The 19,145-nt window shown below is 68.6% G+C and carries 23 protein-coding genes and 1 tRNA gene; 8 read left to right on the forward strand and 16 right to left on the reverse strand.

The annotated features are described in order from the left end of the window. Nucleotides 1-46: 46 nt before the first annotated feature. The 4 genes from ACQEWB_RS18885 to ACQEWB_RS18900 are packed head-to-tail and all read right to left on the reverse strand — an operon-like array spanning nucleotide 47 to nucleotide 3,541. Nucleotides 47-901: a DUF1707 SHOCT-like domain-containing protein gene (locus ACQEWB_RS18885; RefSeq protein ID WP_432832444.1), complete on the reverse strand. Its 855-nt coding sequence runs from the start codon at nucleotides 899-901 to the stop codon at nucleotides 47-49. A 33-nt stretch (nucleotides 902-934) separates the two neighbouring features. Then, entirely contained in the window at nucleotides 935-1,924 is a 990-nt protein-coding gene (locus ACQEWB_RS18890; RefSeq protein ID WP_432832446.1) for an ABC transporter ATP-binding protein, read from the reverse strand. Nucleotides 1,925-1,926: 2 nt separating this feature from the next. After that, nucleotides 1,927-2,748 carry an ABC transporter permease gene (locus ACQEWB_RS18895; protein ID WP_432832448.1) on the reverse strand — a complete coding sequence of 274 codons (822 nt, stop codon included), beginning with the start codon at nucleotides 2,746-2,748 and terminating at the stop codon, nucleotides 1,927-1,929. After that, nucleotides 2,741-3,541, reverse strand: a complete 801-nt coding sequence (locus tag ACQEWB_RS18900; RefSeq protein WP_432832450.1) for an ABC transporter permease — start codon at nucleotides 3,539-3,541, stop codon at nucleotides 2,741-2,743. The genes ACQEWB_RS18895 and ACQEWB_RS18900 overlap by 8 nt, the downstream gene beginning before the upstream one ends. A gap of 292 nt (nucleotides 3,542-3,833) precedes the next feature. On the opposite strand from ACQEWB_RS18900, the gene ACQEWB_RS18905 reads away from it, so the two are divergent. Next, nucleotides 3,834-6,263, forward strand: coding sequence for a transglycosylase domain-containing protein (locus ACQEWB_RS18905; RefSeq protein ID WP_432832452.1), 2,430 nt, complete (start codon nucleotides 3,834-3,836; stop codon nucleotides 6,261-6,263). A gap of 62 nt (nucleotides 6,264-6,325) precedes the next feature. Here ACQEWB_RS18905 and ACQEWB_RS18910 read toward each other — a convergent pair whose 3' ends face one another. Then, complete coding sequence (locus ACQEWB_RS18910) at nucleotides 6,326-6,628, reverse strand: GroES family chaperonin (RefSeq protein ID WP_432843881.1); 303 nt, start codon at nucleotides 6,626-6,628, stop codon at nucleotides 6,326-6,328. Nucleotides 6,629-6,708: 80 nt separating this feature from the next. Further along, entirely contained in the window at nucleotides 6,709-7,038 is a 330-nt protein-coding gene (locus ACQEWB_RS18915) for a DUF3618 domain-containing protein (protein ID WP_432832454.1), read from the reverse strand. Between the two features lie 92 nt (nucleotides 7,039-7,130). Between ACQEWB_RS18915 and bcp the strand changes: the two genes are divergently transcribed. The 4 genes from bcp to ACQEWB_RS18935 all read left to right on the forward strand — a co-directional run bounded on the left by bcp (nucleotide 7,131) and on the right by ACQEWB_RS18935 (nucleotide 8,822). Next, on the forward strand, nucleotides 7,131-7,598 hold the full coding sequence (bcp, locus tag ACQEWB_RS18920) for a thioredoxin-dependent thiol peroxidase (RefSeq protein ID WP_432832456.1): 468 nt from the start codon (nucleotides 7,131-7,133) through the stop codon (nucleotides 7,596-7,598). Between the two features lie 143 nt (nucleotides 7,599-7,741). After that, nucleotides 7,742-7,936 carry a hypothetical protein gene (locus tag ACQEWB_RS18925; protein ID WP_432832458.1) on the forward strand — a complete coding sequence of 65 codons (195 nt, stop codon included), beginning with the start codon at nucleotides 7,742-7,744 and terminating at the stop codon, nucleotides 7,934-7,936. A 222-nt stretch (nucleotides 7,937-8,158) separates the two neighbouring features. Then, the gene (locus ACQEWB_RS18930; RefSeq protein ID WP_432832460.1) at nucleotides 8,159-8,683 is read left to right on the forward strand and encodes an HNH endonuclease; all 525 of its coding nucleotides are present in this window, start codon (nucleotides 8,159-8,161) and stop codon (nucleotides 8,681-8,683) included. Nucleotides 8,684-8,737: 54 nt separating this feature from the next. Next, nucleotides 8,738-8,822: transfer RNA gene (locus tag ACQEWB_RS18935), tRNA-Leu, on the forward strand. A gap of 44 nt (nucleotides 8,823-8,866) precedes the next feature. Here the strand turns inward: ACQEWB_RS18935 and rdgB are convergent. The 4 genes from rdgB to ACQEWB_RS18955 all read right to left on the reverse strand — a co-directional run bounded on the left by rdgB (nucleotide 8,867) and on the right by ACQEWB_RS18955 (nucleotide 11,120). After that, a complete protein-coding gene (gene rdgB, locus ACQEWB_RS18940; protein ID WP_432832462.1) occupies nucleotides 8,867-9,469 on the reverse strand; it encodes an RdgB/HAM1 family non-canonical purine NTP pyrophosphatase in 603 nt (200 codons plus the stop codon). 33 nt (nucleotides 9,470-9,502) lie between these two features. Continuing rightward, nucleotides 9,503-9,916: a hypothetical protein gene (locus ACQEWB_RS18945; RefSeq protein WP_432832464.1), complete on the reverse strand. Its 414-nt coding sequence runs from the start codon at nucleotides 9,914-9,916 to the stop codon at nucleotides 9,503-9,505. A gap of 144 nt (nucleotides 9,917-10,060) precedes the next feature. Next, nucleotides 10,061-10,798, reverse strand: coding sequence for a ribonuclease PH (rph, locus tag ACQEWB_RS18950; protein WP_432832466.1), 738 nt, complete (start codon nucleotides 10,796-10,798; stop codon nucleotides 10,061-10,063). Nucleotides 10,799-10,886: 88 nt separating this feature from the next. After that, nucleotides 10,887-11,120 carry a glucose PTS transporter subunit EIIB gene (locus tag ACQEWB_RS18955; RefSeq protein ID WP_016438052.1) on the reverse strand — a complete coding sequence of 78 codons (234 nt, stop codon included), beginning with the start codon at nucleotides 11,118-11,120 and terminating at the stop codon, nucleotides 10,887-10,889. Nucleotides 11,121-11,246: 126 nt separating this feature from the next. Between ACQEWB_RS18955 and ACQEWB_RS18960 the strand changes: the two genes are divergently transcribed. Next, nucleotides 11,247-12,536 (forward strand): PTS transporter subunit EIIC, encoded by a 1,290-nt coding sequence (locus tag ACQEWB_RS18960; protein ID WP_432832469.1) that lies wholly within the window; start codon nucleotides 11,247-11,249, stop codon nucleotides 12,534-12,536. A 113-nt stretch (nucleotides 12,537-12,649) separates the two neighbouring features. Continuing rightward, nucleotides 12,650-13,900 carry a PTS transporter subunit EIIC gene (locus ACQEWB_RS18965; protein WP_432832471.1) on the forward strand — a complete coding sequence of 417 codons (1,251 nt, stop codon included), beginning with the start codon at nucleotides 12,650-12,652 and terminating at the stop codon, nucleotides 13,898-13,900. Nucleotides 13,901-13,978: 78 nt separating this feature from the next. On the opposite strand, the gene ACQEWB_RS18970 is transcribed toward ACQEWB_RS18965, so the two are convergent. Continuing rightward, the gene (locus ACQEWB_RS18970; RefSeq protein WP_432832473.1) at nucleotides 13,979-14,731 is read right to left on the reverse strand and encodes an MBL fold metallo-hydrolase; all 753 of its coding nucleotides are present in this window, start codon (nucleotides 14,729-14,731) and stop codon (nucleotides 13,979-13,981) included. A 216-nt stretch (nucleotides 14,732-14,947) separates the two neighbouring features. On the opposite strand from ACQEWB_RS18970, the gene ACQEWB_RS18975 reads away from it, so the two are divergent. Continuing rightward, the gene (locus ACQEWB_RS18975) at nucleotides 14,948-15,403 is read left to right on the forward strand and encodes a type II toxin-antitoxin system PemK/MazF family toxin (RefSeq protein ID WP_432832475.1); all 456 of its coding nucleotides are present in this window, start codon (nucleotides 14,948-14,950) and stop codon (nucleotides 15,401-15,403) included. 4 nt (nucleotides 15,404-15,407) lie between these two features. Here the strand turns inward: ACQEWB_RS18975 and ACQEWB_RS18980 are convergent, their stop codons facing one another. The 5 genes from ACQEWB_RS18980 to ACQEWB_RS19000 all read right to left on the reverse strand — a co-directional run bounded on the left by ACQEWB_RS18980 (nucleotide 15,408) and on the right by ACQEWB_RS19000 (nucleotide 18,835). Continuing rightward, a complete protein-coding gene (locus ACQEWB_RS18980) occupies nucleotides 15,408-16,358 on the reverse strand; it encodes a PLP-dependent cysteine synthase family protein (RefSeq protein ID WP_432832477.1) in 951 nt (316 codons plus the stop codon). 6 nt (nucleotides 16,359-16,364) lie between these two features. Next, a complete protein-coding gene (locus tag ACQEWB_RS18985; protein ID WP_432832479.1) occupies nucleotides 16,365-16,643 on the reverse strand; it encodes a MoaD/ThiS family protein in 279 nt (92 codons plus the stop codon). A gap of 88 nt (nucleotides 16,644-16,731) precedes the next feature. Next, on the reverse strand, nucleotides 16,732-16,827 hold the full coding sequence (locus ACQEWB_RS18990; protein ID WP_020940333.1) for a putative leader peptide: 96 nt from the start codon (nucleotides 16,825-16,827) through the stop codon (nucleotides 16,732-16,734). Between the two features lie 79 nt (nucleotides 16,828-16,906). Further along, nucleotides 16,907-17,329, reverse strand: a complete 423-nt coding sequence (locus ACQEWB_RS18995) for a Mov34/MPN/PAD-1 family protein (RefSeq protein WP_432832481.1) — start codon at nucleotides 17,327-17,329, stop codon at nucleotides 16,907-16,909. A gap of 75 nt (nucleotides 17,330-17,404) precedes the next feature. Next, nucleotides 17,405-18,835 (reverse strand): amino acid permease, encoded by a 1,431-nt coding sequence (locus ACQEWB_RS19000; protein ID WP_432832483.1) that lies wholly within the window; start codon nucleotides 18,833-18,835, stop codon nucleotides 17,405-17,407. Nucleotides 18,836-19,145 lie beyond the last annotated feature (310 nt).

A 19,145-nucleotide genomic window follows, 5' to 3' on the forward strand; every position in this document is an offset into this window, starting at 1 on the left:
AGTACTCGTCTCAGCAGTCGTCTCAGCAGTCGTCTCAGCAGCCGTCTCAGTACTCGTCGTAACGACGCCTGTCCCGCCGCTCCCGCTGCCGCTCCCGCCGCTCCTCGTGCCGTTCCCGGCGGTCGTCGTGCCGTTCCCGCAGCAGGTCCCGGTGCCCTTCGAGCATGCGGCGGTGGGCGTCCTTCATCTCCTCGCGGTAGTCCTCCTGGAGCTCCCGCATCGACGTCTTCCGGTCCAGCTTCCCCTGCCGCCGCTCCTCCTTGAGGCGCCGCCGCTCCTCCTTGGTGAGCTTGCGCTCCACCCCGACCCCGCCCCAGAAGGCGAACCCGTTCACGATCACCCGCGGCGCACCCGGCTCCGGCGGCACGCCCTCCTCGCTGTGGTCGAACCCGCCCATGATCCCGATGCCGCGCACCACGACCTCGACCCCGGGCGGCACGATGATGTTCATCCCACCCATGATCGCGACACAGTTGATCTCGACCTCGTGGTCGGCGAAGTTCGCCTCACGCAGGTCGATCTCCCCGCCGCCCCAGAACGCGAAGCAGTTGAACTGCTTCGGCACGGTCCACCGCCCTTTGCGCTGGAACCCCGACATCACCGCGACGGCCCACGAGGACGTGCCCTCGCCGCCGGTGATCCGGCCCGCCCAACTCCCGCTGGGCACCGGCTCCTTGACCAACGAGATGGGCGGTACGGCGACCCCGGCGCCCGGCAGGTCCCGGGTGATCGGTGTCAGCTCGCCGTACGTCCGGGCCTTGTAGGTGGCCTCCAGCCGCTCCTCGAACTCCTCCATGTCGAGGCGCCCTTCGGCGAGGGCGTCCCGCAGGACCTCGGCGACTCGTTCACGGTCGGCGTCGGATGCGCGAAGTTCCGGGACTGCGTCTGCGTCGTCGGTCATGTACAGCAGCCTACGAGTTCCCCCGGCGGGAGGCTACGAGACCGCTTTCTCGGCCTGCCCCGGAACGGAACCCCCGTACATTTTCGCGATCACCGCCTCGATGTCCGGCTCCCGCACCGACAGATCCACCAGCGGATACTCCGCCGCGACCCGAGCCACCAGCGCCGCCGCCGACTCGCCCGCCGGGAACGCCAGCCACTGCCTGGGGCCCTCCACCTTCACCACCCGCGCGGGCGCCGCGTCGATCGGCGGCAGCTCCCGCTCCAGGTCCACCACCAGCGTCCGCTCGCTCTCCCCCACCTCGTGCAGCCCGGCGAGCGCACCGTCGTACATGAGCCGCCCATGGTCGATGACCATCACGCGCGAGCACAACTGCTCGATGTCCTGGAGGTCATGCGTGGTCAGCAGCACAGTGGTCCCCCGCTCGGCGTTCAACTCCCGCAGAAAACCCCGCACCTTGGCCTTCGAGATCACATCGAGCCCGATCGTCGGCTCGTCCAGGTACAGCACCTCGGGTTCGTGCAGCAGGGCCGCCGCGATGTCGCCGCGCATCCGCTGCCCCAGGGACAGCTGCCGTACCGGAACGTCCAACAACTCGCCCAGTTCCAGCAGTTCGACACACCGCTCCAGGTTCTCGCGGTAACGGGCGTCCGGGATGCGGTACATGCGGTGCATCAGCTTGTACGAGTCGATCAGCGGCAGGTCCCACCAGAGGGTTGTACGTTGCCCGAAGACGACCCCAATTCGATGCGCGAGCCGCGTCCGCTCGCGCGACGGGTCGATGCCCGCGACCCGCAGCCGGCCGCCGCTCGGCGTCAGAATTCCCGTCAGCATCTTGATCGTCGTCGACTTCCCGGCGCCGTTCGGCCCGATGTAGCCGACCATCTCTCCGCGCGCCACGGTGAAGGAGAGCGAGTCGACCGCCCGTACCTGCCGCCGCTCCCGTTTCAGGAAGCCCGCCTTCTTGCGGACCTCGAAGACCTTCTCCACCCGGTCCAGTTCGATGAACGCCTGCTCTGTCACTCTCAGCTCCCCGTACTCCGATAGGCCCCGAGCCCCGCCCGCCACGCGAGCCCGGCCAGCGCGCAGCACGCCGCGGCCACCAGCGGCGGGGCGAAGGCCGCCCAGTCCGGCAGGTCCAAGGGGTACGGCCGCCCCAACACATACGACGCCGGAACCCAGTTGACGAAGGCGAGCGGGAGCATGAACGTCACCCCGCGCACCAGGTCCTTGCCGAACACGGTCGGCGGGTACTGCAACAGCGTCGTACCGCCGTAGGTGAACGCGTTCTGCACCTCGGACGCGTCCTGCGCCAGGATCTGGAAGGCCGCGCCCGCCACGAACAGCGCGCAGAAGATCGCCGCCCCGCTGACCACCATGACCGGCACGAGCAGCATCTTCGCCGCCGTCCAGTCGACGTCGATCGCGGCCAGCGCCCAGCCGAGGACCACCGCGCCCTGCAGGATCCGGCCCAGGCGGCGCACGGCGAAGCGGTCGGCGCCGATCTGGGCGAGCACCGGCGCGGGCCGTACGAGGAGTGTGTCGAAGGAGCCGTCGCGGATCCGGGCGCCCAGCACGTCCATCGAGCCGAGCACCAGGTCGGCGAGGCCGAACGAGGTCGCCGACAGGCCGTACAGGAAGGCGACTTCGGGCAGCGACCAGCCGCCCAGCGAGTCGATCTGCGCGAACATGAGCAGGATCGCGGCGAAGTCCATGGCGGTCATCAGTCCGTTTCCGCACATGGTGACGACGAAGGAGGTGCGGTACGTCATGGCGGACCGCACCCACATCCCGGCGATCAGCCAGTAGGCGCGCAGCCCCTCGGCGAGTCTGCTCCGCTCACCCACCCTGGACCACCACCCGCCGGGTCGCCGCCGACTGGAGCAGCCGGCCCGCCGCCAGCAGCAGCACCGCCCACACCGCCTGGAAGGCGAAGGCCCGCCACGGGTCGATCTCGCCCATCAGCACGTCCGCGGGCATCTGGATCTGCGCGGCCCACGGCAGCACCCGCACGAGGTCGCCGAGGCCGCCCGGGAAGGCGTTCAGCGGCAGCACTATGCCCGAGAAGAACACGCCCGTGATCATCACGGCCTGCGAGACGCCCATCCCGTCCATCAGCCAGAACGCGCTCAGCGCGGCCAGATAGCGGATCGCGAAGCTCACCAGCATCGCCAGCAGCAGCGCGACCAGACAGGCCGCCCAGGGGCCGGCCTCCGTCGGCAGCGCCATCGGGAAGAACAGCGCGCCGAACGCGAAGGGGACCACGCCCCGGCCGAGGAGCTGGAACAGCGAGCGGCCCAGGTCACTGGCCAGCCACCACAGTTGGAGGTCGGCGGGCCGGTAGAGGTCGACCGCGATCTCGCCCGTGCGGATGCGCTCCATCAGGTCCTTCTCGGCGCCGCCGCCCTGGATCGCGAGGGTCGCGTACAGACACTGCCCGAGCCACACATAGGTGACGGCCTGCGCCTGGTCGTACCCGCCGAGATGCGGTCGCTCGTCCCACAGCGCCAGATACGTGTACACGAGGATCACGCCGAAGACGGTGTTGGTGAACACCCCCGCCGCCGTCGCCGCCCGATAGGTCGCGTACCGCCTGAATCCACCCGCCGCGACGGCGACGTACAACCGTCCCGCGCCCACACCACAGCCCTCCTCGGCCCGCCGACACCGAAGCGCAGAAGCCTATGCGCGGTCGGGGCGGGCGCGCCTCCGGTTTTTCGGCCCCTTCCGCGCCCGCGCCCACCGCGGCCGGCCGCAGTGCCCGAGCTCACAGGAACACGCGTGCCGTGGTCGGGGAACTGATCGGCGGATGGGACAGTCTTCATCAAAGGAGGCATGAGTAACCTCCGGGAACGAAGGCGCCGTAAGCGCCGGAGACGTACCGGTCCTCCGGGACATACGACGCACCGCACCACAGGAGTCCGCGCACACCATGAGTGACGAGCCGCAGCCGCAGCAGGCCGCCCAGCCGCAGGGCTGGACGCCGAGGGAACCGCAGGGGCCCGCGGTGCCGGGCGGACCTCAGGAACCCGGCGGCAAGAAGCCGAAGCGGCCCAAGCGCACGGGCTGGCGCCGGGTGATCCCGACCTGGCGCATGGTGCTGGGCACCTCGGTCATCGGCATACTGCTGCTGATCGGCCTGTTCTTCCTCGGCTACTCGATGGTGAAGATCCCGCCGGCCAACGCGCTCGCCACCAAGCAGGCCAACGTCTACCTGTACTCGGACGGCACCCAGATCGCCCGCGACGGCGAGGTCAACCGGGAGAACGTCACCCTCGCCCAGGTCTCCAAGGACGCCCAGCACGCCGTACTGGCCGCCGAGGACCGCGACTTCTACTCCGAGTCCGCGATCGACCCCAAGGCGATGCTGCGGGCCGGCTGGAACACCGCGACCGGCAAGGGCAAGCAGTCCGGCTCCACGATCACCCAGCAGTACGTCAAGAACTACTACCTGGCGCAGGAACAGACCGTCACCCGCAAGGTGAAGGAGTTCTTCATCTCGATCAAGCTGGACCGCGAGAAGTCCAAGGACGAGATCCTCGAGGGCTACCTCAACACCAGCTACTTCGGCCGCAACGCCTACGGCATCCAGGCCGCCGCCCAGGCCTACTACGGCATGGACGCCACCGACCTCGACCCGGCCCACGCCGCCTACCTCGCCGCGCTGGTCAACGCGCCCAGTGAGTACGACGTCGTCGCCCACCCCGAGAACAAGTCGGCGGCCGTGGCCCGCTGGAACTACGTCCTGGACGGCATGGTCAAGAAGGGCTGGCTGACCGAGGCCGAGCGGACCGGGCTGAAGTTCCCGATGCCGAAGGAGCAGACCGCCTCCACCGGCATGTCCGGGCAGCGCGGCTACATCGTCAAGGCGATCGAGAGCTACCTCGCCGAGAACAAGATCGTCACCGCGGACGAGCTCGCGCACGGCGGCTACCGCATCACCACCACCCTGGACAGGAAGAAGCAGGACGCCTTCGTGAAGGCGGTGAACGACCAGGTGATGGACAAGCTGAACAAGAAGAGCCGCAAGGTCGACAACTACGTCCGCGCGGGCGGCGCCTCCGTCGACCCGAAGACCGGCAAGGTCGTCGCGATGTACGGCGGCATCGACTACGTCAAGCAGTACACGAACGGCGCGACCCGCGGCGACTTCCAGACCGGCTCCATCACCAAGCCCATCGTGTTCGCCTCGGCGGTCCAGAACCACTCGGAGACGCAGGACGGCGAGATCATCACGCCGAACACGTACTACGACGGCACCAACAAGCGCCCCGTGCAGGGCTGGAGCGGCGGCACCTACGCCCCCGCGAACGAGGACGACGTCTCCTACGGCGACATCACCGTGCGCAGCGCCACCGACAAGTCCGTCAACGCGGTGTACGCGCAGATGGCGGTGGACGTCGGCCCGGCGAAGGTGAAGCAGACCGCCATCGACCTCGGCATCCCCGCCGACACCCCCGACCTGACCGCGACCCCGTCCATCGCGCTCGGTGTGAACACCGCGAGCGTCCTCGACATGGCGGAGACCTACGCCACCCTCGCCAACCACGGTGAGCGGCACACGTACACGATGATCGCGTCGATGACCAAGGACGGTCAGCCGGTCACGCTGCCGAAGGACACGACCACCCGGGCCGTCAGCCAGGAGGCCGCCGACACCACGACCTCGATCCTGCAGAGCGTCGTCGAGAACGGCACCGCGACCGCCGCCCAGGACGCGGGCCGCCCCGCCGCCGGCAAGACCGGCACCGCGGAGGACGACAAGGCCGCCTGGTTCGCCGGCTACACCCCGGAGCTCGCGACCGTCGTCTCCGTCATGGGCCAGAACCCGGACACCGCCCAGCACGAGCCGCTGTACGGCGCGATGGGCCTGCAGCGCGTCAACGGCGGTGGCCCGCCGGCCCAGATCTGGGCGCAGTACACCAAGGCCGCGCTGAAGGGGAAGCCGGTCACCGACTTCGACCTTCAGCTCCAGGCGGGCGCCGAGCAGACCTCGCCGCCGAGCGTCGAGCCGACCCGGCCGGACAACGGCGGCCAGGACAACGGCGGCGCGACCACGGGCGGCGACGACAACCAGGGCCAGACCCAGGGCCAGGACAACGGCGGCACCACGACGACCGGCGGCGCGACCACCACGACGGGCGGTACGACGACCGGCGGCACGACGGGTGACACCACCACGGGCGGCACCACGACGACCGGCACGACCGGGGACACGTCGACCGGCACGACCACGGGCGATACGTCGACCGGAACGACCGGCGACACGACAGGGGGCACGACCGGCGGCACGACCGGCACGGACACCGGGGGGACGACCGCGGGCACAGCGGGCCCGCAGTCGACCAGCCGAAGAGAGTAAGAGGCCGATTGGACGGCAAAAGGGCTGGTGACGACGGTCACCAGCCCCTCTTCGGCGCTGTTCTACAGATACAGGCCGGTCGTGTCCTCGGACCCCTCGAAGCGGTCGGCGGCCACGGCGTGCAGATCCCGCTCGCGCATCAGCACGTACGCCACACCCCGCACCTCGACCTCGGCGCGGTCCTCCGGGTCGTACAGGACGCGGTCGCCGGGTTCGACGGTACGTACGTTCTGCCCGACGGCGACGACCTCGGCCCAGGCCAGCCGCCGCCCGACGGCCGCGGTGGCGGGAATCAGGATGCCCCCGCCGGACCGCCGCTCGCCCTCCCCGGAGTCCTGCTTGACCAGAACCCGGTCGTGCAGCATCCGGATGGGCAGCTTGTCGTGCTGGCTGCCGCTGTGCTGGTTTCTGTTGGCGCTCACGCCCACGAACCTACAGCTCTCCTTCAGCTCCTGCGCCGCCGGGTACCGAAGGCGACCAGCCCCACGAGCCCGACCACGACGAGCGCGACGGGCACGATCCGCTCCATCCGCGGCGCGCCCTCCTCGTCCACGAACTGCGCCTTCACATCGCTCACGGCCTTGTTGACACCGACGTAGGCCCGGCCCAGCGTGTGATCGATATTGGACACGACCTTGGCCTTGGCGTCCCCGACGATCGTCTTCGGGTGCACCCGCACCCCGATCTCGTCGAGGGTCTCGGCCAGCACGTCACGGCGGCGCCTGATGTCCGCCTCGATCTGCGCCGGGGTTCTGGTGTCCGACGTGTCCGCCACGGTGGGGCCTCCGAAGTCGCCGTTGCTGTTCTGGACAGTCTGTCAGTTCCCGCCGCGCCCGCACTGTCAGGACCCCCGGTTACGCTGGTCCGATGAGCGAGCGACTCCAGCCCGGGGACGTGGCCCCCGACTTCACCCTCCCGGATGCCGACGGCAACGACGTGTCCCTCTCGGCCCACAAGGGCCGCAAGGTCATCGTCTACTTCTACCCGGCGGCCCTCACCCCCGGCTGCACCAAGCAGGCCTGCGACTTCACGGACAACCTCGACGTCCTGGCCGGCGCCGGCTACGACGTCATCGGCATCTCCCCCGACGCCCCCGAGAAGCTGGCCAGGTTCCGCGAGAAGGAGTCCCTGAAGGTCACCCTCGCCGCCGACCCCGACAAGAGGGTCACGGAGGCATACGGCGCGTACGGCGAGAAGAAGAACTACGGCAAGACCTACATGGGCGTCATCCGCTCGACGATCGTGGTGGACGAGGAGGGCAAGGTCGAACGGGCCCTCTACAACGTCCGGGCGACAGGCCACGTGGCAAAGATCATCAAGGACCTGGGCATCTGAGACCCCGTTTTCCCGCCGATCGAGCGGCCCGCACCGGCGTGATCCGGTGCGGGCCGCTTTACGTTTCGGGCGTGACTGCCCGACGAGTCGTTCGTTACTCCGTACGAGCTGCGAACATGCGGCCGGATCGGAGGGGCAAGCGCATGGCGAACAAGTCGAATCCGTACGACAAAGAGCGACTCACACAAGCGGTGACCGAGGCCCGCAACTGGACGGACCTGATGCGACGACTTGGACTCAAGAGGAGCGGCGGCCAGCGGCGTGTCCTCCAGGAGAAGGTCGCCGGGCACGGACTGGACACGAGCCACTTCGCCAAGCACAGCCCGTGGCGCAAGTAGGCGCCACGTCGGCCACCGGCGCCCTGTCACAACATCCGTCGTCGCATTCACGCGGCGGGCATCGACATCAGTCACTTCCCCGGCATCGACAGGCCCGACCTGGACCTTCCCTTCACCACCGAGGAACTCAAGGCAGCCGCGGCGACGGCGACCAGCGTCCGAGGCCTGGCTCGTGCCCTGGGTTTAGCGGACGACAGCCGCTCGCGGACGACCCTGAGCCGTATGCTGCGCGGCCAGGGTATCGACACCGGACACTTCTCCCATCAGCGCGCATCGATGCCCGAGGACAAACTTCGTGAACTTGTCGAGAACTCCACGAGCTACGCCGATGTGATGCGAGGCCTCGGCTTGGATGTGAACGACACCAACCACCGACGCATTCGACGCGCAGCGTCTCAACTCGGCCTGGACACGCGGCACTTCAAGCGCAGGACGTGGGCCAAGCCAGAGCGCCCTGCCCCTGAGCCCACCTCGCACCGAGTGCTGATCGTCCTGCCCTCGAATGCGGGACGGACCAACAGATCTCAGCTTCACCGGGCGCCGGCCGAGATCGGGGTGCCCTACGCATGCGAGACCTGCGGCAACAAGGGTGAGTGGCTGGGGCGGCCCATCACCTTGCAGATCGGCCATGTCAACGGAGACTGGCGCGACAACCGCCGAGAAAATCTGCGATATCTGTGCCCCAACTGTCACGCGCTGACGGAGACGTGGTGTCACCAGAAGGCGAAGGCACCCCTCGCCGCGTAACTTGCTCTACCCGTACACTGAACGCTGCCGGTCGAGCGTGATGACCGTTTTTGAGCGGCCGTGATGGAATTTGGCAGTCATGCTGGGTTTAGGTCCCAGTGGGTTCACACCCGTGTGGGTTCGAGTCCCACCGGCCGCACGCACAGAGGGGCCGCCCCAGAGGGCGGCCCCTCTTCTGATCGCTCAGCCCAACAGCTCCCGCACCACCGGCACCAGCGCCCGGAACGCCTTCCCCCGGTGGCTGATCGCGTTCTTCTCGCCCGGGGTCAGTTCCGCGCACGTCCGGGTCTCGCCCTCCGGCTGCAGGATCGGGTCGTAGCCAAAGCCGTTCGTTCCGGTCGGCGTGTGGCGGAGGACGCCCCTCAGCTGCCCCTCGACGACCCGTTCCGTGCCGTCCGGGAGAGCGAGCGCCGCCGCACACGCGAAGTGCGCTCCCCGGTGTTCATCCGCGATGTCGCCGAGCTGGGCGAGGAGGAGGGCGAGGTTGGCCTTGTCGTCTCCGTGGGTGCCTGCCCAGCGGGCCGAGAAGATGCCGGGGGCGCCGTTCAGGACGTCGACGCAGAGGCCGGAGTCGTCGGCGACGGCCGGGAGGCCGGTCGCCCGGGCGAGGGCGTGGGCCTTGAGCAGCGCGTTCTCGGCGAACGTCACTCCCGTTTCCTTGACATCGGGGACGTCCGGGTAGGCCTCCGCCCCGACCAGCTCATGGGCGAGTCCTGCGTCGGCGAGGATCGCCCTGAGCTCGGTGATCTTTCCGGCGTTACGGGTGGCGAGGATCAGGCGGGTCATGGGCCCACAGTATTAGGGCCCGACCGCCGGCGATTACGAGGTGCACACCTTCGTCAGTTCGCCCGCCGCGTCCGTCACCGGGCTCACGTCCGGCGTGTTGTCGCCGTTCTTGATCGACGTACGGACGTTGGAGACCGCCTTGTCCAGGTCGTCGACCGCCTTGTTGACATCGGCGTTGTCCGTCTTGTCGCCGATCCGGTCGAGGTTCTTGTCGATCGAGGCGAGGGACTCGTCGAGCTGGGTCGGGTCGTTCGCCGCGTTCTCGGCGGCCTGCTGGAGGGCCGTGACGCTGTCGGCGATGGTGTCGGCGGTCTGGACGCAGTCCAGGGCCTTGTCGACGGCGTCGCAGCCGGCGGTCAGGCCGACCGTCAGGCCGACTGCCGCGAGTGCGGCGAGAGTGGTGGCGATACGGCGACCGCGGCGGCCCCGGTTCGCGTTCCCGGCCATGACTGTGGTTCCTCCCTGTCCAGGCCCCGAAGAGCCCCCCGTACTGGTCGGGCGCACGGTGGTGTGCCGTGCGCCCGCATACATAGGGACGCCCCCGCAGGCGTCGGGGGTTGCCCCGCCGGCCGCCTTTTCTTGGTGCGCCCTTTACTTTTCGAGGACCGTATCAAGAGCCTTGCGCTGGAGGACGGCGAGTTCCGCGCAGCCGGTGACGGCGAGGTCCAGCAGGGCGTTCAGCTCCTCGCGGGCGAAGGGCTCCGCCTCCGCAGTGCCCTGGACCTCGACGAAGCGGCCGTCGCCGGTGCAGACGACGTTCATGTCGGTGTCGGCGCGGACGTCCTCCTCGTAGCAGAGGTCCAGGAGCGGGACGCCGCCGACGATGCCGACCGAGACCGCCGAGACCGTGCCGGTGAGCGGCTGGCGGCCGGCCTTGACCAGCTTCTTGCCCTGCGCCCAGGCGACGGCGTCGGCGAGTGCCACGTACGCGCCGGTGATGGCCGCCGTGCGCGTGCCGCCGTCGGCCTGCAGGACGTCGCAGTCGAGGACGATCGTGTTCTCGCCGAGCGCCTTGTAGTCGATGACCGCGCGCAGGGAGCGGCCGATGAGGCGGGAGATCTCGTGCGTACGACCGCCGATCTTGCCGCGGACGGACTCGCGGTCGCCGCGGGTGTTGGTGGCGCGGGGCAGCATGGAGTACTCGGCGGTGACCCAGCCCTCGCCGCTGCCCTTGCGCCAGCGGGGGACGCCTTCGGTCACGGAGGCGGTGCAGAAGACCTTGGTGTCGCCGAAGGAGACGAGGACGGAGCCTTCGGCGTGCTTGCTCCAGCCGCGTTCGATCGTGATCGGGCGGAGTTGTTCGGGGGTGCGGCCGTCGATTCGAGACATGCCGTCGAGCCTAGTGGTACGGACGGAGGGGGCCCCTCCCGCGTCGGGAAGAGCCCCTCTCGGGTGAACCTCGGAGGTTCCCCGACGTTCACATCATGTCTTCGATCTCCGCCGCGATGGGGTCGGCGTCGGTGCCGATGACGACCTGGATGGCGGTGCCCATCTTGACGACGCCGTGCGCGCCCGCGGCCTTCAGCGCGGCCTCGTCGACCTTGCCGGCGTCGACGACCTCGGTCCGCAGGCGGGTGATGCAGCCCTCGACCTCTTCGATGTTGTCGATGCCGCCGAGCCCGGCGACGATCTTCTCTGCCTTGCTGGCCATTTCGGTCTCCTCACGCACAGTTGGCCCAACTTCACGAGCGATTGCGCCGTGCGTACCGAAAGCTGACGTCACAGCATCCCAATCGTCGTAACTGGTCTACACCACCTGACAGGCGGTCGCCAACTGATGAGTGCGGACACCACCGAGACACCTCCCGCGCGCCGGCGGTGGCAGTCGGCGTTCCAGGGCCTGCAGAAGATGGGCCGCAGTCTCCAGCTGCCGATCGCGGTGCTGCCGGCGGCCGGCATCCTCAACAGGCTCGGCCAGCCGGACGTGTTCGGGGACGACGGGCTGGGGTGGACGAATGTCTCCAAGGTGATGGCGGGCGCGGGCGGCGCGCTGCTGGACGGTTCGCTGGGGCTGCCGCTGCTGTTCTGCGTGGGCGTGGCCATCGGTATGGCGAAGAAGTCGGACGGGTCGACGGCGCTGGCGGCGGTTGCCGGGTTCCTCGTCTACTACAACGTGCTGCGCCAGTTCCCCGAGGACTGCGCGGCCGGGTCGAAGGCGACCGCGACGGGCTGCCAGGTCACGGACGGAACCGTCAGCGCCTTCACCTACCAGAACCCGGGCGTCTTCGGCGGCATCGTCATGGGACTCATGGCAGCCTTCCTCTGGGCGCGCTATCACCGTACGAAGCTGGTGGACTGGCTCGGCTTCTTCAACGGCCGCCGTCTCGTGCCGATCATCATGGCCTTCGTCGCGATCGCGTTCGCGGCTCTGTGTCTGTGGATCTGGCCGCCGATCGGTGACGGCCTGGAGAACTTCTCCGACTGGCTGAGCGACGCGGGCTCCTGGGGCGCGGGCATCTTCGGTCTCGCGAACCGCGCTCTGCTGGTGATCGGGCTCCATCAGTTCCTGAACGTGCCCATCTGGTTCCAGTTCGGCACGTACACCAAGCCGGACGGCACCCTGGTGCACGGCGACATCAACATGTTTCTGGCGGGCGACCCGAACGCCGGTCAGTTCACGTCCGGGTTCTTCCCGATCATGATGTTCGCGCTGCCGGCCGCCGCGCTCGCGATCACGCACTGCGCCAAGCCGAGCCGCCGCAAGGAAGTCGGCGGTCTGATGCTCTCGGTCGCGCTGACCTCGTTCGTCACCGGCATCACGGAACCGATCGAGTACTCGTTCCTGTTCATCGCGCCGCTGCTGTACGCGATCCACGCGCTGCTGACCGGTGTCTCGATGGCGGTGACCTGGGGCCTGGGCGTGCACGACGGCTTCAGTTTCAGCGCCGGGCTGATCGACTACGTCATCAACTGGAACCTGGCGACGAAACCGTGGGCGATCATTCCGATCGGCTTGTGCTTCGCGGCCGTCTATTACGTCATCTTCCGTTTCGCGATCACGAAATTCGATCTGAAAACCCCGGGCAGAGAGCCCGAGGAGGAGCGCGAGGACGTCACAAAGGCGTAGCCCAAAGTAGCTCCGCGGTCACGGGAATCGCGGGTTCCTTATCTCACCTTCATCGTGCTACAACAGGTCTACACCACTGAGTGGTGTAGACCACCACCCGATGGAGGAAGTCTATGAGCACCGCCACCGCGCCCACGGCGGCCCCCACGAAGAAGTGGGGATCAGGCCTGTTCCAGGGCCTGCAGAAGGTAGGACGCAGCCTTCAGCTCCCGATCGCCGTGCTTCCGGCGGCCGGCATCCTGCTGCGTCTCGGACAGCAGGACGTCCAGGACAAGTTGCACCTCCCCGACAAGGTCACGGCGGTCTTCGCCACGGCGGGTGGCGCGATCTTCGACAACCTGCCGCTGCTGTTCTGTATCGGTGTGGCGATCGGCTTCGCCAAGAAGTCGGACGGCTCGACCGCGCTCGCCGGGCTCGTCGGCTTCCTGGTCTACAGCAACGTGCTCAAGGCGTTCCCGGTCACCGACGCGAAGATCCTGAAGGGCGCGGACATAGCCGCGACCTACAACAACCCCGGTGTGCTCGGCGGCATCATCATGGGTCTGCTGTCCGCGGTGCTCTGGCAGCGCTTCCACCGCACCAAGCTGGTCGACTGGCTCGGCTTCTTCAACGGCCGCCGTCTGGTGCCGATCATCATGGCCTTCGTCGGCCTGCTCATGGGCGTCTTCTTCGGCCTGGTCTGGAAGCCGATCGGTGAGGGCATCTCGAACGTCGGCGAGCAGATCACCGGTCTCGGGGCCTTCGGCGCCGGTCTGTTCGGTCTGATCAACCGCGGTCTGATCCCGATCGGCATGCACCAGTTCGTGAACTCCGTGGCCTGGTTCCAGATCGGCGACTTCAAGGACGCCACGGGCACCGTCGTCCACGGCGACCTGACCCGCTTCTTCGCCGGCGACCCGACGGCCGGTCAGTTCATGTCCGGCTTCTTCCCGATCATGATGTTCGGTCTGCCGGCCGCCGCGATCGCGATCGCCCACTCCGCCCGTCCCGAGCGCCGCAAGGCCGTGATGGGCATGATGATCTCGCTCGCGCTCACCTCGTTCATGACCGGTGTGACCGAGCCGATCGAGTTCTCGTTCATGTTCATCGCCCCGGTGCTGTACGGCATCCACGCGCTGCTCACCGCCCTGTCGATGGCGATCACCTGGGCTCTGGGCGTGCACGCGGGCTTCACCTTCTCGGCCGGCGCCATCGACTACGGCCTCAACTGGAACCTCGCCACCAAGCCCTGGCTGATCATCCCGATCGGTCTCGTCTTCGGCGCGATCTACTACTTCGTCTTCCGCTTCGCCATCGCCAAGTGGAACCTCCCCACCCCGGGCCGCGAGCCCGAGGAGGAGGTCGAGGACCTCACCAAGGCGTGAGTCGTACGACATGACGACGGCCCCCGGAGCGATGAGGCTCCGGGGGCCGTCGTCGTCGTAAGGCGTCCGATGGATGCGTCAGATCTCGTACGACTGCCTCGGCACCGCCAGCTCCACCGGCCCGGTGTACACCGAACGCGCGTCCACGAGGTTGACCTGCGGGTCGGTCCACGGGGGGATGTGGGTGAGGAGCAGGCGGCGGGCGCCCGCGCGGGTCGCCGTCTCGCCCGCCTCGCGGCCGTTGAGGTGGAGGTCGGGGATGTTCTCCTTGCCGTGCGTGAAGGCCGCCTCGCACAGGAACAGGTCGGTGTCGCGGGCGAGTTCGTCCAGGGCGGGGCTCACGCCGGTGTCACCGGAGTAGGTGAGGGACTTCCCGCCGTGCTCGACGCGGATGCCGTACGCCTCCACGGGATGGGCCACGCGCTCCGTGTGCACGGTGAACGGGCCGACCTCGAACGTGGACGGCTTGACCGTGTGGAAGTCGAAGACCTCGCTCATCGAGGAGGCGGTGGGGGTGTCGGCGTAGGCCGTGGTCAGACGGTGTTCGGTGCCTTCGGGGCCGTAGACCGGCATGGGGTCGCAGCGGCCGCCGTCGTGGCGGTAGTAGCGCGCGACGAAGTACACGCACATGTCGATGCAGTGGTCGGCGTGCAGATGGCTGAGGAAGATCGCGTCGAGGTCGTAGAGACCGCAGTGGCGCTGCAGCTCGCCCAGGGCGCCGTTGCCCATGTCGAGGAGCAGCCGGAAGCCGTCGGCCTCTACGAGGTAGCTCGAGCAGGCCGATTCCGCGGACGGGAACGACCCCGAGCAGCCGACGACGGTGAGCTTCATGAAACAGAAACCTCCGCGGGCGGAAACTTTTCTGGGAAGGGGGACGGGGGGTTCGTGCGGTCCGTCGAGCGTAAGGCGCAAAACCCCCCGTCGCTCCTCCGCCAGGGGCTGTTGTGGGCGAACTCACCTGTGGTGTCACCGGTTCGGCTGGAAGCGGGGCGTGTGATGCTCGCGAGAGGGCGCGCGACGGCGGGCGCGCGCCGGTAACGTCTTCGTATGGACACGTCCTGGTGGCTGGCGCTCGTGGCGGTGGTACTGCTCGCGCTGGTCGCGACGCTCGTCGACGGCTGGGGGCGCGGGCGCCGGCCCGCGGGGCGGCGGACCCGGCCGCCGGGTCGGCCGAGGACCCGGGGCGGCGGCGGGCGGCCGAAGCCGGCGGAGATCTGGTGGGCGAACGTGCCCTACGAGGACGGGCCGGGGACCAAGGACCGGCCGTGTCTGGTGCTGGTCGTGCACGGGGAGCGGGCGACGGTCGCGAAGATCACCAGCAAGTACCACGACGAGCGGGCCGGGGTGATCCCGCTGCCGCCGGGTGCGGTCGGCGACGCCCAGGGGCGCGCGAGCTTCCTGGAGACGGACGAGCTGCGCGAGGTGCCGGTATGGGAGTTCCGGCGGCGGGTGGGTGTGGTGGACCCGGTCCTGTGGGACCAGGTCCGTCACCTGGCGACCTGAGAGGTCACGCCCAGAGCTGGCCCTGGAGCGTCTCGATCGCTTCCTCCGTGGTCGCGGCCGTGTACACGCCGGTCGACAGGTACTTCCAGCCGCCGTCGGCCACCACGAAGGCGATGTCGGCGGACTCCCCCGCCTTCAGCGCCTTGTTGCCGACGCCGATCGCCGCGTGCAGGGCCGCGCCCGTGGAGACGCCCGCGAAGATGCCCTCCTGCTGGAGGAGTTCGCGGGTGCGGGTGACGGCGTCCGCGGAGCCGACGGAGAAGCGGGTGGTGAGGACGGAGGCGTCGTACAGCTCGGGTACGAAGCCCTCGTCGAGGTTGCGCAGGCCGTACACCAGGTCGTCGTAGCGCGGTTCGGCGGCGACGATCTTGACGTCCGGCTTGTTCTCGCGGAGGTAGCGGCCGACGCCCATCAGCGTCCCCGTCGTCCCCAGCCCCGCCACGAAGTGGGTGATGGACGGCAGGTCGGCGAGGATCTCCGGGCCGGTCGTCGCGTAGTGGGCGCCGGCGTTGTCCGGGTTGCCGTACTGGTAGAGCATCACCCAGTCGGGGTGCTCGGCGGAGAGCTCCTTGGCGACGCGTACGGCGGTGTTGGAGCCGCCCGCGGCCGGGGAGGAGATGATCTCGGCGCCCCACATGCCGAGCAGGTCCCGGCGCTCCTGCGAGGTGTTCTCGGGCATCACGCAGACCATGCGGTAGCCCTTGAGCTTCGCGGCCATGGCGAGGGAGATGCCGGTGTTGCCGGAGGTGGGCTCCAGGATCGTGCAGCCCGGGGTGAGGCGGCCGTCCTTCTCCGCCTGCTCGATCATGTGCAGGGCGGGGCGGTCCTTGACCGAGCCGGTCGGGTTGCGGTCCTCCAGCTTGGCCCAGATGCGGACCTCGGGGGACGGCGACAGCCGCGGCAGGCGCACCAAGGGGGTGTTGCCCACCGCGGCCAGCGGGGAGTCGTAGCGCATCGAGGATCAGGCCATGCCGCCGGCCACGGCCGGCAGGATCGTGACGTTGTCGCCGTCGGTGAGCTTGGTGTTGATGCCGTCGAGGAAGCGGACGTCCTCGTCGTTCAGGTACACGTTGACGAACCGGCGCAGCTCACCGCCGTCCACGATGCGGGCCTGGACGCCCGCGTGCCGGGTCTCGAGGTCGGCGAAGAGCTCGGCGAGCGTGGTCCCGGTGCCCTCCACCGCCTTCTGGCCGTCGGTGTAGGTGCGGAGGATGGTGGGGATGCGGACCTCGATGGCCATGGTTGCGGGCTCCTGTCGGGAAGTGTTCTGGTCGGTGGGCGCACGACGGCGCGCGCCGCGGCTCACGGCCGTACGGCGGCAGGGGACGTCAACAGATGGCGCTGTTCAGCCTGCACAGGTCGACGTGCAGCCGCGCCACGAGCAGGATGCCCGGCGTCTTCTCGCTCACGTCGTTCAGAACCATGGGGTCATCGTATCGATTCCCGGTCCGGATCCCGGAGTGTGATCTCGCATGCTGGATGAATTCTGACCGAACCGCGAGATCAGTACGCCTCTACGACCGTGACCTCCTCCTCCGTGACCTCGCCTTCCACGATCCGGAACGAGCGGAACTGGAAGTCGCCGAGGCCGTCGGTGTCGGCGGTGGAGACCAGGACGTAGTGGGCGCCGGGCTCGTTGGCGTAGGAGATGTCGGTGCGGGAGGGGTAGGCCTCGGTGGCGGTGTGCGAGTGGTAGACGATCACCGGCTCCTCGTCGCGGTCGTCCATCTCGCGGTAGAGCCTGAGCAGGTCGCCGGAGTCGAACTCGTAGAACGTGGGCGACATGGCCGCGTTCAGCATGGGGATGAAGCGCTCGGGCCGGTCGGAGCCGGCCGCTCCCGCGACGACGCCGCACGCCTCGTCGGGGTGGTCCTTGCGCGCGTGCGCGACGATCTGGTCGACGAGGGCCTGGGTGATGGTCAGCATGTTCGTCAGGATAAGCAGAAGGGCCGTCCCGTACCGATGGGTGGTACGGGACGGCCCACATGGTGGGCTGTGGGATCAGCCGACCTTCTGGAGCTCCGGCTCGCGGCGCTCCGCTATCTGCGGGTTGCGGGCCTTGAGTACGGCCCAGCCCACACCCAGCGCGGCGGCCCAGCCCGCCATCACGTACAGGCAGACCCGGGAGTCGGCGTCGTACGCGATCAGGCCGGTGACGAAGAGCAGGAACGCGATGGCGATGTACGAGCACTTCGCGCCGCCCGGGGCCGGGAAGGACGAGGCCGGCAGGCGGCCCGCGTCGACCGCGCGGCGGTAGAGGACATGGCTGACCAGGATCATCAGCCAGGTCCAGATGCCGGCCGCGGTGGCCACCGAGGTGACGTAGCCGAAGGCCTTCTCCGGGACGACGTAGTTGAGGACCACGCCGATGCCCATGAAGAGGACCGAGACCGTGATGCCGAGGGCCGGGGTCTTCGACGCGGAGAGCCTGCGGAAGACGGCGGGCGCCTCACCGCTGTCGGCGAGGTTCCGCAGCATGCGGCCGGTGGAGTACATGCCCGAGTTGCAGGAGGACAGGGCCGCGGTGAGGACGACGAAGTTGACGATGCCGGCGCCGGCCGGGATGCCGATCTTCGCGAAGGCCGCGACGAACGGCGAGACGCCCGGGGCGAACTCGGTCCACTTCACGACGCAGAGGATGACGGTGAGCGCGCCGACGTAGAAGAGGGCGATGCGCCACGGGAGGGTGTTGATCGCCTTGGGGAGGGTCTTCTCCGGGTCCTCGGACTCGCCGGCCGTGACGCCGACCAGCTCGACCGCGAGGTAGGCGAACATGACGCCCTGGAGGGTCATCAGGGACGAGCCGACGCCCTTGGGGAAGAAGCCGTCGAAGGCCCAGAGGTTCGATACGGCGGCGGTGTCGCCGGCGCTGCTGAAGCCGAAGGTGAGTACGCCCAGGCCGATGACGATCATGCCGATCAGGGCGGTGACCTTGACCATCGAGAACCAGAACTCCAGCTCGCCGAAGAGCTTCACGGAGATCAGGTTGACCCCGAACAGGATCACCAGGAAGACCAGGGCGGTCACCCACTGCGGGATGTGCGGGAACCAGTAGTTGACGTAGATCGCGGCGGCGGTCAGCTCGGCCATGCCGGTGACCACCCACATCAGCCAGTACGTCCAGCCGGTGAAGTAGCCGAAGAACGGGCCGAGGAACTCGCGGGAGTACTCCGCGAAGGAGCCCGAGACCGGGCGGTACAGGAGCAGTTCGCCGAGGGCCCGCATGATGAAGAAGATGATCACGCCGGCGAGGGCGTACATGAAGATGAGGCTGGGTCCGGCCTTGGCGATGTTCGCCCCGGCTCCCAGGAAGAGGCCGACGCCGATGGCGCCGCCGATCGCGATCATCTGGACCTGGCGGCTGCCGAGTCCGCGCTCGTAGCCCTCTTCTGAGGGCTGCCCCGAGCCTGTGTCGACCTGAGCGGAGGTCATGTGTGTGATGCGCCTTTCTCCATCCCGAACCGGGCCTCTCGTCGGCCTCGGATCGGGTCTCGATCCCCCCGGATTGATGGAGTGGTGCCTGGCCGGCGGTTGCCGGCTCGGTGGCGCACCCGGTCGAACATGTGGGTGGTGTTCGCCGGGCGGTCGTGAAGATTTATCACGGCCGCAACATTGATCACCCGGGTCGCATGTGGCGCATCACACAGGAAGAAGCGGACATACGACGCTCAACGCGGGCGGACCAGGCCGCGGCGGTGATGTGATCGTTATCCGGATTTGAGCGTCCTCTGAGCGAACACAG

It is taken from the genome of Streptomyces sp. CA-249302 (assembly GCF_050936785.1).
In the GTDB taxonomy this organism is placed as follows: Bacteria; Actinomycetota; Actinomycetes; order Streptomycetales; family Streptomycetaceae; genus Streptomyces.

Bases quoted from the DNA above. Each gene is read 5' to 3' on its own strand.
- ACQEWB_RS18990 (WP_020940333.1), bottom strand. From the start codon at position 16,827: ATGGTTCTGAACGACGTGAGCGAGAAGACGCCGGGCATCCTGCTCGTG.
- ACQEWB_RS18980 (WP_432832477.1), bottom strand. From the start codon at position 16,358: ATGCGCTACGACTCCCCGCTGGCCGCGGTGGGCAACACCCCCTTGGTG.
- ACQEWB_RS18985 (WP_432832479.1), bottom strand. From the start codon at position 16,643: ATGGCCATCGAGGTCCGCATCCCCACCATCCTCCGCACCTACACCGAC.
- ACQEWB_RS18945 (WP_432832464.1), bottom strand. From the start codon at position 9,916: ATGGCCGGGAACGCGAACCGGGGCCGCCGCGGTCGCCGTATCGCCACC.
- ACQEWB_RS18885 (WP_432832444.1), bottom strand. From the start codon at position 901: ATGACCGACGACGCAGACGCAGTCCCGGAACTTCGCGCATCCGACGCC.
- ACQEWB_RS18955 (WP_016438052.1), bottom strand. From the start codon at position 11,120: ATGGCCAGCAAGGCAGAGAAGATCGTCGCCGGGCTCGGCGGCATCGAC.
- ACQEWB_RS18910 (WP_432843881.1), bottom strand. From the start codon at position 6,628: ATGCTGCACGACCGGGTTCTGGTCAAGCAGGACTCCGGGGAGGGCGAG.
- ACQEWB_RS18930 (WP_432832460.1), top strand. From the start codon at position 8,159: ATGCTGCGCGGCCAGGGTATCGACACCGGACACTTCTCCCATCAGCGC.
- ACQEWB_RS18975 (WP_432832475.1), top strand. From the start codon at position 14,948: ATGGACACGTCCTGGTGGCTGGCGCTCGTGGCGGTGGTACTGCTCGCG.
- bcp (WP_432832456.1), top strand. From the start codon at position 7,131: ATGAGCGAGCGACTCCAGCCCGGGGACGTGGCCCCCGACTTCACCCTC.
- ACQEWB_RS18965 (WP_432832471.1), top strand. From the start codon at position 12,650: ATGAGCACCGCCACCGCGCCCACGGCGGCCCCCACGAAGAAGTGGGGA.
- rdgB (WP_432832462.1), bottom strand. From the start codon at position 9,469: ATGACCCGCCTGATCCTCGCCACCCGTAACGCCGGAAAGATCACCGAG.
- ACQEWB_RS18995 (WP_432832481.1), bottom strand. From the start codon at position 17,329: ATGCTGACCATCACCCAGGCCCTCGTCGACCAGATCGTCGCGCACGCG.
- ACQEWB_RS18905 (WP_432832452.1), top strand. From the start codon at position 3,834: ATGAGTGACGAGCCGCAGCCGCAGCAGGCCGCCCAGCCGCAGGGCTGG.
- rph (WP_432832466.1), bottom strand. From the start codon at position 10,798: ATGTCTCGAATCGACGGCCGCACCCCCGAACAACTCCGCCCGATCACG.
- ACQEWB_RS18925 (WP_432832458.1), top strand. From the start codon at position 7,742: ATGGCGAACAAGTCGAATCCGTACGACAAAGAGCGACTCACACAAGCG.
- ACQEWB_RS18960 (WP_432832469.1), top strand. From the start codon at position 11,247: ATGAGTGCGGACACCACCGAGACACCTCCCGCGCGCCGGCGGTGGCAG.
- ACQEWB_RS19000 (WP_432832483.1), bottom strand. From the start codon at position 18,835: ATGACCTCCGCTCAGGTCGACACAGGCTCGGGGCAGCCCTCAGAAGAG.
- ACQEWB_RS18970 (WP_432832473.1), bottom strand. From the start codon at position 14,731: ATGAAGCTCACCGTCGTCGGCTGCTCGGGGTCGTTCCCGTCCGCGGAA.